We start from the raw sequence: 14,191 nt of genomic DNA, 5'->3' as shown, positions 1-14,191 counted from the left end.
CAAAAGCGGTGACGACCGATGTTTGGTCGTCACTGTTATCATGTTTCTTACAACCTCTCAACTATCATATAATCAACCAATTGAAGCCAAAAGTGACGAGTGATGACAAATGTACCATTATTTGTCGGTTGAGCTTAGGTTATTTTACGCTTACATTGCTAATGAATTCATTTGTCACTGCCTCTTTCAAGTCGCGCATCTTCTCTCCGTTAATAATGACATTCTCAAACGTCACATTCCTTACCATGCCGTCCCGGCTTAACCCTTGAATGAGCGAACGGTTCTCGCCGACTCCCGTATAAGTGATATTACGGAATACAACCCCCTCGATACTACTGCCGGGCTGCCTGTCGTACTTAGGATTGAAACGGACTTTCACATAAAAAAGACGACCTTCCTGAATGTTCTCTACACGGATGTCCTCGAACAAGACATTACGTACCCGGTTTCTATCACCGCAATCTACCGTCATGCATCCCTGATACATCGGGTCGTCTTCATCGTGTTCCAGAATATCCACATTACGGAAAGTAAGATTCTCGATAACCTCGCCTGTTGAAGAATCCGGATCGCCATGCCCGCCTACATTGATAGGATGCGCAACGTCCGCCCACAGAACGGAGTTTTGTACGGTAATATCGCTTGAACCTCCCCACCAGTTCCAGCGGTGGTTATAGAGCGCAATACAATCATCGCTCGTACGGAGAAAAACATTATCGACAAGGACCTTGCGGCAGCACATCATATCAATACCGTCACTCCAGCTTCTGCAACTAAAGGATTTCAGGTTACGGATAACTATCTCCGAAGAGCCGCCTCCGAACACCGTGTAGTGTTCCGGATTCACCACCGTAATTCCATCGACCAATACATTTTCGGAATCGGTTATTTCAATACCGCGGACAGGGTGGTCTAATATTCCACGACCGATGATACGGACATTTTCCGCATTATCAACCAGTAATTTGGCTTTCAGCACCGCACCCGGCGCCAGATAAACAGTAGTATTGCTTGGCACGCGTATCTGATTGTTGGGCAAGTCCTTCGGACGATGCACACCGGGACCGAAGAACATAACGCCTTTCGCTTCCCCGGAATAAACCTCCTTCTCCATAGGATTGGCAAAAAGATGTAAATTGTGCAGGCGGTCGCCATTGAACTCCACCGAGAGGTACCGGGGCTTATCTAAGGAGAAAAAGATTGTGTTTTGCACTTGCCGAAAGGCTATCTCATTGTTCAGGGGACGTATGGCAACCTCACGCACCGTACCATTATTCTTCTTTACCATGACTTCCACGGGACTGCCCATATCAAACTGTACCATGGAAGCGTCTTGCGGCTTGTCCAAATCGACCTGCACCTTGTATTCAAACACATCCTGCCACTCCCCGCCGGGCATACGGACACGCACCGTATAATCATCATTGTGTGGCAGCCCCGTATGCAACCCTTCCGGATAAGTTTTCAACTGTGCCCGGGCAGTCATGCCGAAGCATGCCCACACAAGCAATATAACCCATACCTTTTGTCCCATCACCCGGCTTCCTCCTACAATTTGGTTTTCTTCGTCACACCTTTCTTTATCTTGTACGTCTTTCCGCCTAATGTTACCGTACAAGTGCCGGATGCCGTATAATACCATCCGTCCGCTTCTTTTTCGAGCAACACATTCACCGGAACATCGGCTTTGACCGAAGCCGAAGGGGTTTGCAACAGCGTACCGTTCCCTAAAAAGAGAGTACAGTCCTCTCCCAGTCGGTTTCCCCACAGAGCGTAGGTGGCAGAGGCTTTCATGCCGTTATCCATCAAGCAAGGATGAGTTGCACCGTCCGAAGACAGAATATAATCCGTACGCCCGTTTTTCTGTTTTACGCAAATCCCTACATGGCTGCCCGGCTGCTTACTCTCCACCTCCGGAAAAGTAACGGAAGAAATCTGCTCGGCTTCCTTTACCGTCGAAGGTTCGTAAACGGCTACAAAAGGCCGGTTCCATGCCTCACCCTTCTGACGGGCAACAAAGGTAAGGGTAGGTTGTTCCTTAATATTGTAAGGCATGCCCGGCGTACGGCTCAGCCCTTCGGTCATAGGGCTGAGAGCGGAAAACACCGTGCGGTCTTTTTCACCTTTCATCCACATATTCATCCGAATATCATCCTTATCGGGCATTCTGATTGTAAAGACGGCTTTTACATCTTTAGCGGTACGGGCGCATTTCTTGTCGAACAGATAAGAATAGGCTCCCAGATGCGCACCGGCAAAAGCCAGTTCTTCGGTAGGCTGCAGGTGCAGGTCCGTGCCGTCGGCAGCAGTCAAGGTCATCTCCTGTCCCAGATTATGATAGAAATAATCGTGCATCTTGTCTCCGCCGCGTTCTTTGCGGCTACGGAAAATATCTACATAGTAGCCTGTTTCGGGACCGGTGGTAACGATACTCATCATGCGTGTCTGGTCTGCACGGCTTTCCGGTTCACGGAAATAAACATCGCTGTACGTAACGGAAGGGAATTTATCCTTTGCCGCCGCAGCTGCGGAAGATGCCGGAAAACAGGACAACAAATCGAAGGAATGATTGCTCTTCATCACCGGATAACTGGAAATGCCGTCTACGCATACCGTATTGTGGCTGGGAAACTGTGAGTAATATTCGGCATAATCCAATCCGCTATACAGGTATAAACCGATACCGGCATCAGGGCCTAACACATACCCCTTGCCGTAAAGCTCCATCGAAATGCCATTGGCGTGCATGTGATTGCCCTCGCTGGCGTTCAGGGAAATCATCAAACTATGGCGCGGGTGCATACCGTTGCGCTGTACCAGCCACGACACGTTTGGTGCGTAAAATAAAGGAGATACATAATCCTCTATCTTGCCTGCCCGGATATCCGGCTTCAGCGTCAAAGGCTTGTCGTCAAAAAAAGAATTGATAGACACACGTACATTTTTTTTAGCCGCAGCTTTCCCGGCATCAGGGTCAAGACATTTCAGCAAAGCAGTAAAATATCTCTCCTGCTCCTCTTTTCCATTGACTTGAGCGTTCTCAATCATCCGGACAACAGGCGTGGTATTCAGATAATTCGGATGGGTATCCCCGAAACCGCATATCATCCGGTTGGGGAACAAATACTGCGGAGTGGCTGCCACAGCTTTGGGAAGTACCGGCAGTTCCTTTGTCAAGTCACAATGCAGGTTACGGTCGAAGAGGCTTGTAAAGTTGGCATAGTCATTCATTACCACACCACTGTAACCGGGACATTCCGCCCAAATGCCCGTATGAGAATCATATCCGTAGTCGGCAAGTTTTTTCAGGCTCCATTGGCGGATGCCGGATTGGTTGAGTACATAATCGATATAATAACCGCGCCCTTTGCCGTCGGCGTAATGAGCATCATCTTCGAGTATCATGCCGATATCCATTACATAACGCGCCTGCATCAGATTCCAATTGTTATGGGGGACTCCGTTGGCTATGATATTATCCGCCCATTTCTTGAAAGCTCCGGCATAGATACCCATCTTATCGGCATAATGAACCGCCAAGTACCCGTACAGGAAGTCATAAAGGGGAACAATATCATAAAGTATATCTTCATGGATTACCTCAAACGAACTCATACCGACCAGTGTCTGCTGGTGACCGTGGTTTAAATCGACAGGGACATTGCGGTAATAGATACCTTGCATATAGGTATCGAAAACCCCGGCTGCCAGGCGGGCATACCGTTCTTCATCGGTCAGCCAATAAAGGAAAGCCGCATCACGGGCAATTCCCATAATCTCACGGTTCAGGCTTTCGATGTTACGCCCCGTCTTGGCGGGATGCACTTTTTCCAAAGGACGGCCGGGCAGAGAGTTGTTATGGAAAGTGACATTACCGTCTTTATCATCGTCGTAGGGAATGACATCCGCCAATTTGGGACGTCCGTGAGTGGCGAATGTGCCACGCGTACCGGTATAACGCACCGTAGGAACGGGAGCCTTCGTTCCGCCTGCATGGTCGAAACTTTCACCTTTTATATATACATCGGTGGCATGGGAATTCCAGTACATGGCAAGACGCGACAAAAGCCAGTCCGGCTGCGCCTCGGTCAGGCGGGTATAGGAATCCGCCTTTGCTTTCAGTTTATCGAACACCTCTTTTGCCCATGGTTCATTCTCTATTAAATCACGTGTAACCTGCTTCCCGTCGGCATTCGTCAGATAACGGGGATGCGTCTGAGAAAGTTGCAGGGTACGGACATCGATTTGCGCTTGCAATGCTGTAACCGCCGATAGCAGTAAAAGTAATATGGCTTTTCTCATCTTTCAATTCGTTTTGAAAAGGAATACGCACAACCTGCCTCGCACACTCAATAGTCAAGAACTTTTTAGCATCCTTTCTGCTTTCAAACCGATATTTATGTGTGTTGATTCATATACTCTTTCGGAGACATTCCATATTTCTCGCGGAAAGAACTGGAAAAATGCGACAGGTTGGTATATCCCGTGGCATAAGCAATCTCCGATATAGTAAGCTTTTGGTCTTGCGCCAATAAAGTCGCGGCTTGCTGTAAACGAATATTCTTAATAAAGTCCCGGGCAGAAAGATTCGTCAGTTCCTTTAGCTTACGATGTACATGTACCCGGCTCAATCCGACCTCGGAAGCAAGCATCTCAACGTTCAGTGCAGGGTCGTCCAGATGTTCATTCACCACTTTCATAATCTTGCCCATCAATATCTCGTCACTGGACTTCATTGTAATTTTTTCCATTTTATCCTCTTGCTGTTGAGCCCCGCTGAATTTGTTACGCAGCAGTTTGCGATTGGCTATCAGGTTGGCAATAGTCTTTTTCAACAATTCCGTGTTGAAAGGTTTCACCATATAAGCATCGGCACCGGTTTCCATCCCTTCCAAAGTATCTTCCGGTTTGGATTTGGCTGTCAACAAAATTACAGGAACATGATTTACATTGGTGTTCTGCTTTATTTTACGACACAAAGTCAGTCCGTCCATTTCGGGCATCATAACATCGGAGATAACCAAATCGGGCGCATCACGCAGAATCGAATCATACGCCTCCTTACCGTTGCTGCAAGTCTCCACTTTGTATTCATCCGATAATTCCGATTTCAGATAAGACTTGATTTCATCCTCATCCTCCACAACCAATACCCGTAAACGTGTCTTTGCCTTCATATTGGTTTTAGATTCTCCCTCTTCCTCAGCAGCCAACTCTTCCAGTTTCGCTAAAACAGGCTTTTCAATAGTGTGAAACATCACTGTTTCTTCATCTACTGTTTCCAACTCATCAGTGCGCAAATGTGCCGATCCCAATGGTATACGCAGAATGAAACGACTTCCGGAAGTATCTTCCCTGTTTTGGGCAAAAATCTCACCATGATGTAACTGCACTAATAAATGAGACAAGTGCAAACCGATACCGGTCCCGAAATTAGACTTTGTTACGTCATTATCTATTTGATAGAAACGTTCGAAAATACGCTCTATTTTATCCTTGTCAATGCCGATACCGCTATCCGTTATCACAATCTCAAAATATTCGCGTAATGCATCCCGACGTGTAATATCCCGACCTGTTGACAAGCGGACCTGTACCTCACCCCCTTCCGGAGTATACTTAAAGGCATTGGAAAAAATATTCATCAGCACCTTATCAAAGTTATTAAGGTCTATCCACACTTTTAATTGAGGCATCTCGTGCTCAAAAGTAAAACGGATATTTTTCTTACGAGCCATATACTCAAATGTCTGCATCAAATCATCAATAAAACCTACCATATCCGTTTCGCGGAATTTCATAAACATCTGCCCTTTATCCAACTTACGGATATCCATTAACTGATTGATCAAACGAAGAATACGTTGCGCATTGCGATAAATCATCAAATACGTTTTATGCAGCTCGTTATCTTTTTTATCCGCCAACAGTTTCTCCAACGGGTTGATGATAAGCGTCATCGGCGTACGTATCTCGTGGGATATGTTGATAAAGAATTGCAGCTTTGCCTCATTCAACTGTTCGGCATGTTCCCGTTTCATTATTTCACGGCGATGGCGCATACGTGACAGAATATAGTTGATAATGCCCAATACCAACAGTCCGGCTAAAGCAGTATAAATGCAATATGCCCACCAGGTCTGATACCAGGGAGGAGTGATCAAAATCTTTACAGTACGCGTTTCCGAATAATTGCCATAATTGAGAGCACGCACTTGGAAAGTATATTTGCCGGGCGGCAAATTATTATAAGTGACACGATTCTCTCCCGGTTCGGTATTAAGCCACTGGGAACCTAATTCATCGATTTTGTATTGATAAGAAATTTGCTCGGGATTATTGTACTGCAATGTAGAGAAAACGATGCTGAATGTATTATCTTTATAAGACAACCGGAAATTTTTAGCATCCTGTACCGAAGTAGAGATTACCGGCTTCCCCCCTGAAAGAGTATTCTTATGTACAGGCTTATTGAATATATAAAAATCAGTAATCCATACCTTAGCTTCTTTTGAAGTATTGCCTATGCTTTCCGGAAGAAAAGACGTAATACCATTAACACCACCGAAATATATCTTTCCGTTCCTATTCTTGTAGAAAGCACCATGAGTAAATTCATTGCCCTGCAGCCCATCTCCCGAATAGTAATTAATAAAGCGATTATCGTTTATATCGTACCGGCTGATCCCCATATAGGTGCTAATCCATATGTCATGCCGGGAATCCTCACTCAATCCGCAAATCACATTACTAGGCAAACCGTCTGCCATTGTAAACCTTTCCAGCCTATCCGTCTTTTTATCAAAACAATATAACCCATCGGTCGTACCAGCCCAAATCTTACCCGAAAAATCTTCTTGGATAACATAGCCTACACAACAGGAAATCAATGTATTAACCTTTTTATAATTAATAAAACTCTCCGTCGACGGATTAAAACAACTTACTCCTTTATAATGTCCCAGCCATATCAGTCCTTCGCTGTCACAATATATATAATTCACCCAATCATTAGCAAGTTCATTCCTTTTTAAATCATTTGTTTCATCTTTAGAAGATTCATAATGCTTTAAATCTCCAGTCTTCAAGTTATATCGATAAAAGCCGGAACCTAATGTCCCGATATATAAATTTTTCTGTTTGTCTTCGGTTATTGCCAATACACTTTCATCATCAATAGGCAAAAGATATTCATAGTCCCCTGTTCTCCGATTGAATTTAGCAACCCCACGTGTATAGGAACCGAACCAGAGATTTTTGTCTGTATCCTCATAAATACACATTATCGTACCAGCTACAGAACGAACAGAATTCCCCGATTGATAATGCCTCAGCCTTTTCCCTTCTGCATCCAGTTCGTATACACCCTCATTGTCTGCGCCGATCCATAAATGGTCATTACTATCTTGAAAAATAGACATGATACATCCTTGTCCGATAGGATTATAATAAATGGACTTGTGTCCATAATACTCAAAAGGATTTTCTTGTTTCGGTATCAAAACTATCCCTTTCTGAAATAATCCCAGCCATAGGTTATCATCCTTATCTTCCAAGATTGTATGGATCTTACCATCCGAAAAATTCATTGGAGCCGAATTAATGGTATAGTCTTCCAACTGTCCCTTTACAGAATTATATATTTTCAGCCCCTGCCCGTCAGTGCCAACCAATAACCGGTTATCCACCAAAGACATACAACTAACAGACAAAGATTCATTCCCCATATAGGGAACAAGAGTAAAGTTGTTCTCTTTTCTGTTATAACGTAATAGCCCTTTCTTTTTGGTACCTACAAAAAGATTTCCCTGCTTATCCTCTATTATGGTAGCAATATTGTTATCAACAAGAACCGGTTCTTTGAAGACGCGCACTTCTTTCGTTGCAGGCATATAACAAATCAGTCCATTTCCATAAGTTCCTATCCAAATATTATAATAGGAGTCTTCATAAAAACAAGATTGGAAATTGTAATTCGACTGTTTCAGAAGATCATCTACAGAAACAGCCTGTGTCTGCCGCTCATCCAAACGAAACATGCCTTGACCGGTAGTTGTCAGCCAAATTTCCCCATTATGCAATTCCTGCATCTGTGTTATGTGCGAAAACACCCGCTTACCGGCACGGAACATTGGAATTTCCAAAAAGGTATCTGTCTCACGATCGTACTTCATCAACCCGTCAATACAGCCTACCAGCAAATTGCAACGGCTATCCTCAAACAATGTACGTACATAGTTATTTTTGATAGAAGAAGAGTCTGCCGAAACATGCCGATAATTGGTAAAACGTAAGCCGTCAAACTTATTTAATCCATACTCAGTGGCAACCCAAACAAAGCCTTGCTGATCCTGAAATATCTGATTTATCAAGCTACTGGACAATCCCATATCTGTGGTATATACTTTCCCAGTCTGTGCCTCAACTCCTTGAACCATACAACACAAACATATTATAAGTATCTTCCAAACGCATTTTTTCATAGTTTCTCTTTTTATTAGATACAAAAGTGCGACAAAGATAAACAAAAAGCAATTTATTCCGATACTTATATAGTTTTTGTGATTAAAAACTTTGCTTATTCATAAAATGCAAGAAAACAATTTAGTTATTTTTCTCTATATAACATCCCTGCATTACATCTTTTCATCAATGTAACATATACAAAAAACAATGTAACACTAATAAAAGCCCATGTTACAAAAAACAAAGCAAAGGTATCATTCATAACCAACCGTTCGCTAAATAATTCATATTTTTGTATACGCCAGAAGTTGGGAATACGTTCTTCACTTCATTGCTAACCAACAGAGAATCAAAACAAATGTCTAACATAAAAAAGATAGTATATGATAACATAAAAAGAACCTTAATAAGTCTATACTTTGATTTAACATTTTTATTTAATTAAAACCTTGTTTTTTATGAAATGCACAACTTATTATTTTAGGCCCCTGGGGCTATTATTGTTACTCTGCCTGATACCTCTGTGCAGTATTGCTCAGAATATCACGGTAAAGGGTATTGTGAAAGATAACTTAGGCGAATCGGTTATTGGTGCCAACGTAACAGAAAAAGGAACAACCAATGGTATGATAACCGACTTGGACGGAAACTTCTCGTTGACTGTACAAAAAAATGCAACGTTAGTAATTTCCTATATCGGATATGTCACACAAGAGATTGCTATCAAAGGAAACACTAATCTCAACATTATATTAAAAGAAGACTCCAAAGCATTGGAGGAAGTAGTCGTTATCGGTTACGGTACAGCAAGAAAATCAGATGTAACGGGGTCTATCGCATCAGTAGGCGGTGATAAACTGCAAGAAATGCCTTCTACGAATATTACGTACGCCTTACAAAATCGTGTAGCCGGCGTAGATATGACGCAGACATCTTCACAGCCTGGTGCTACCATGCAAATCCGTATTCGTGGTACTCGTTCACTGACTGCTTCTAATGACCCGTTAGTAGTGTTGGATGGTATTCCTTTCATGGGAAACCTGTCTGATATTAATCCCGGTGACATTAAAAGCATGGATATTCTAAAAGATGCTTCTTCCACTGCCATTTATGGTTCACGTGGTGCTAATGGTGTTATTTTAATCACTACGAACAGAGGAGCCCAAGGTACACCTGCCAAATTTACATATAACGGTTATGTAGGTGCAAAATCCGTATTCTCTAAATATCCTATGATGGACGGACCCAAATATGCTGAAATGCGTAAATATGCCGGTAAATTTGAAAACTCCTTAGATGAATCAGACGATATGAACACGGACTGGCAAGACCTTCTATACCGTACAGGCATGGTAAACAGCCATGATGTCAGTGTAGCTGGCGGTACAAACAATGGAAGTTATAGTTTTGGTGCAGCCTATTACAAGGATCAGGGCGTTATTCCTACACAAAATTACACCCGCTATTCATTACGCGGTTCATTTGACCAAGGTGTAGGTAAATACTTCCGCTTCGGATTAACTACCAATAGCAACTATAATGTAACAAAAGGTTCTAATATTGACTTATATAGCGTACTTAACAACACTCCACTTGCCAATCCGTACAATGAAGACGGAAGTCTGAAGAGAACAGTTAAGCTCAACAGCCAGGATGAAAATTTTGTTGTGACACGTGATGTTGTGGAAAATTTGGAAGATAGTTGGTTAAATGAAAAGAAAGGTTTTGGTACCTACAACAACCTTTTTGCTGAAGTACAATGCCCATGGGTAAAAGGTTTAAAATATCGTGTCAATTTGGGCTTGAACTACCGTTCTACTAAAGGTGGTGTCTTCACCGGTGAAGGTATAAATAGCTCAACAGCCGATACTCCATCTACTGCATCTTTAGAACATACAGAAACGACTAACTGGGCAATAGAGAATCTAATAACTTACGACCGTACATTTGGCAAGCATCAACTGAACATAGTAGGTATGTATTCTGCAGAGGAAACTGTTTATACCAAATCGCATATTGCTGCACGTGATATTCCTGCAGAATATTTGCAATACTATAATTTAGGTCGTGCAGAAGGTACTATCACCGTTAATCCAGACAATTGGGACTACCAAAAAAGTGGCTTGATGTCTTGGATGGGACGTGCCATGTACACTTACGATAACCGTTATATGCTGATGGCAACTGTTCGTGCCGATGCATCTTCCCGCTTGGCAAAAGGCCATCAATGGCATACATACCCGGCTGTATCTGCAGGTTGGAATATTGGTCAAGAATCATTTATGGATGACCTTGAATGGTTGGACATCCTTAAAGTACGTGTAGGATACGGACAAACTTCCAATCAAGCCGTAGCCCCATATTCCACATGGGGAAAATTATCCACACGCCCTTATAACTTCGGACCTACTGGCTATGCCACAGGTTACTATGTATCTGCATTGCCGAATTATGATTTAGGATGGGAATATTCTTCTACATGGAACTTTGGTCTGGATTTCACATTGCTTGGCGGCCGTTTATCGGGAACATTTGAATATTACATTCAGAAAACATCCGATTTGCTGCAAAGTGTTAATCTTCCTTCAACTTCAGGTGTAAGCAGCTATGTAGGTAACGTAGGAAAAACCGAAAACAAAGGTGTAGAATTCACATTAAACGGAACAATTCTTGACAACCACAACGGATGGACTTGGGATGCAAGTATAAATATATCAGCAAATCGCAATAAACTGACAGAATTAGCATCCGGAGCTGAGCGTGATGAAGCCAACAACTGGTTTGTTGGTCATCCTATTGATGCTATTTATGACTATGAAAAAATAGGTCTATGGCAAGAAGGTGACCCCTATCTTGATATTTTGGAACCAGGTGGAAACGTTGGTATGATTAAAGTAAAATATACCGGTGAATATAATGAAGATGGCACCCCTGTTCGTCAAATCGGACCAGACGACCGCCAAATTATCAGTATGGAACCAAAGTTTACAGGAGGTTTCAGCACACGCGTTGCCTATAAAGGGTTTGACTTGAATGTCATCACAGCGTTTAAATGCGGAGGCAAGCTTATCAGTACCTTACATCACTCTAACGGTTATCTGAACATGTTGACTGGACGTAGAGGCCAGGTAGATGTGGACTATTGGACAGAAGAAAACACCAATGCCAAATACCCGAAACCGGGTGGTATCCAAAGTGGTGATAATCCCAAATATGGTAGTACATTAGGATATTTTGACGCTTCTTACTGGAAAGTCCGCAACATTTCTTTAGGTTACAAATTTGACGAACAGAAATGGCTGAAAAACTTCGGTATTCAAAGTTTACGTGCCTATGTATCAATACAGAACCCGTTTGTAATATGTTCTCCATTCCATAAAGAGACAGGTCTGGATCCGGAAACCAACTCTTACGGTAATGAGAATGTGGCAGTAACAAGTGGCATTCAAAAGCGTTTCTTGACTGTGGGAACCAATGCCCCTTCCACACGTAATTATTTATTTGGCATTAACTTGACATTCTAATTAAACTTTGAAAGCATGAAACCAACATTTATTAATATAAGAGTTCTGGGAACTACGGCATTAGCCTTGCTCTTTGCAACTTCTTGCTCAGATATCCTGGATGAACAACCACGTAGTATTTATGAACCAACTTTCTTTCAAACTGAAAAAGGTGTAGAAGGCGGTATAACTTCCATGTATGCACACTTACGTTATATTTACGGACAAGCATACTATTACAATTCATGTTTGACAGGAACAGATGAAGCAACTTATGCCCAATCCGCCGATGGAAACTTCAAAGATGCCGACTTATCAGGTGTGGGGAGTTTGACAGCAAGCAGCAGTCGTTCGGATGTACTGTGGGGAACAGCTTTCTCTAATATCAACACAGCTAATGGTGTCCTTGAAAATGGTTCTAAAGTAGGTGTTTCCGAGGCTCTTCTCGCCGAAGCACATTTCTTCCGCGGTATGGACTATTTTTTATTAGTACAGACTTTCGGCGGTGTGCCATTGGATTTGGGTGCCGGTGAATTAAAATTCAACATATCAACATCACGCACTTCTGTACGCAACACCGTTCCCGAAGTATACACTAAAGCCGTTTTTCCCGATTTAAAAACAGCTATCACCAATCTGCCTGATAACCCTCGTGTAACAGGTGGAGTTACTAAAACTGTAGCACGTTTATACTTGTCAAAAGCATATCTGACGTATGGTTGGTGGTTGGAAAATCCCAATAATATCCCCACATATCCGGAATGCGACCGCACAGATCCCGATGGACATGATGCTGCATGGTATTATCAACAAGCGTATGATATTGCAACTGAAGCAATTGACAATCCTGGTCCATATGGCTTGATGGAAAGTTTCTACCAAGTTAATGCCGGTCCATACGATCGTAACAAAGAAATTCTGTTATATGCAGATCACACGCAAGAAGATGAATATTACAATGGTGGTAGCTTGAGTTACGGTAGTGGTGGTGCCCCTGATAATTTTGCCGGTTGGATGATGAACTGGAATTACACGGACATTCAAGCTAAAGACAAAGATGGCAATACTATTTCACCCGTAATTCGTGTTGCAGAACAAGCCTATGGTCGTCCATGGACTCGTATGGCCCCTCCCCATGGTGTATTCACAAAGACGTTTAAAGATAAGACCAAAGATTCCCGTTACGATGGAACATTTACAACCGTTTACCGCGGTAATTGGTCTACAAATGGAAACAATTGGACAACCGTTTCAGGAGCTAACGGAATTGCAGTAGCTGAAGGAGAACCTTTATTGACCTTCCTTCCGGAAGATGACCCTAACATTCAATATCCAGATGGTGCAGGAAACAGTAATACTGGCGCAGGAGTTATAACAGGACGTGGTGATTATGTAATGGGTCCCAGTGCAATCAGCCGCCGCGTATACCCCGGTCTTTGGAAGCTTGGTCCCTATCGTACAGATAACGGCACTGGTCCAGGCCAGCCAAATGCCGGTAGTACACGCCCGTACAATATTGCCAAGTTCTCCGAGCTTTACCTTATTGCAGCAGAAGCGGCAGTAAAGGGAGCAACAACCAAGCCTGATAAGAGTGCACGTGAATTAGTTAATGTTTTACGCGATCGTGCTGGAAAATGGACATTCAATAATGCAGAAAACGAAGAAATGGACGTGGATTATGGTTCTCAATTAACAGCTGAAACTCCGGCAACAATTGACATCAATTTCATCTTAGATGAACGTTCACGTGAATTCTATGGTGAAGGCTATCGTTGGTTCGACCTTGTCCGCACACAAAAGTGGAACGAATATGCCGATAGCTACGAAATCTGCGGAAATGATAAAGGAGACCGCAATATCGTGACTTATACACGTACTATCAAACCCGGACATTATCTACGTCCTATCCCACAAGGACAACTTGACGGTATGGAAATGAGTGCTGACGAGAAAAAGAACTACCAAAATCCTGAATACAGATAACTGTCTTTTGGGATAAGTTCGCAATAGGTATTCAACGAAACCGCTTGTAGATGTCTCCAAGGTATCTGCAAGCGGTTTTTTTATAAATATTGATATGATGAGAAAATATAGCTTTTATATTAGAGTTTATATCGAATAATTGATTAAAGCGTTCTTTGACTTATCTTTGTGGCCTAAAAAGTTCAATTGATGTATTACGACAAGATTCGCCACCGTCATAGCCAAGTGCTTGCAGCGAC

General features: G+C 42.8%; 5 protein-coding genes. 2 read left to right on the top strand and 3 right to left on the bottom strand.

Going from position 1 to position 14,191, the window contains the following annotated elements; genetic code table 11:
* Positions 1 to 139 precede the first annotated feature (139 nt).
* The 3 genes from H8S52_RS14595 to H8S52_RS14585 all read right to left on the bottom strand — a co-directional run bounded on the left by H8S52_RS14595 (position 140) and on the right by H8S52_RS14585 (position 8,483).
* Positions 140 to 1,534: a glycosyl hydrolase family 28 protein gene (locus tag H8S52_RS14595; RefSeq protein WP_186910102.1), complete on the bottom strand. Its 1,395-nt coding sequence runs from the start codon at positions 1,532 to 1,534 to the stop codon at positions 140 to 142.
* Between the two features lie 14 nt (positions 1,535 to 1,548).
* The gene (locus H8S52_RS14590; protein ID WP_186910101.1) at positions 1,549 to 4,302 is read right to left on the bottom strand and encodes a heparinase II/III family protein; all 2,754 of its coding nucleotides are present in this window, start codon (positions 4,300 to 4,302) and stop codon (positions 1,549 to 1,551) included.
* Positions 4,303 to 4,397: 95 nt separating this feature from the next.
* Positions 4,398 to 8,483, bottom strand: a complete 4,086-nt coding sequence (locus tag H8S52_RS14585) for a two-component regulator propeller domain-containing protein (RefSeq protein ID WP_186910100.1) — start codon at positions 8,481 to 8,483, stop codon at positions 4,398 to 4,400.
* A gap of 441 nt (positions 8,484 to 8,924) precedes the next feature.
* Between H8S52_RS14585 and H8S52_RS14580 the strand changes: the two genes are divergently transcribed.
* The gene (locus H8S52_RS14580; protein ID WP_117667668.1) at positions 8,925 to 11,990 is read left to right on the top strand and encodes a TonB-dependent receptor; all 3,066 of its coding nucleotides are present in this window, start codon (positions 8,925 to 8,927) and stop codon (positions 11,988 to 11,990) included.
* A gap of 15 nt (positions 11,991 to 12,005) precedes the next feature.
* Positions 12,006 to 13,952, top strand: a complete 1,947-nt coding sequence (locus H8S52_RS14575; protein WP_022104962.1) for a RagB/SusD family nutrient uptake outer membrane protein — start codon at positions 12,006 to 12,008, stop codon at positions 13,950 to 13,952.
* Positions 13,953 to 14,191 lie beyond the last annotated feature (239 nt).

Origin of the sequence: Bacteroides sp. NSJ-48 (assembly GCF_014287405.1) — a bacterium.
Lineage (GTDB): Bacteria > Bacteroidota > Bacteroidia > Bacteroidales > Bacteroidaceae > Bacteroides > Bacteroides stercoris.
The sequence above is the reverse complement of the archived record's forward strand: the minus strand, read 5'-3'. Positions and strand labels throughout refer to the sequence as shown.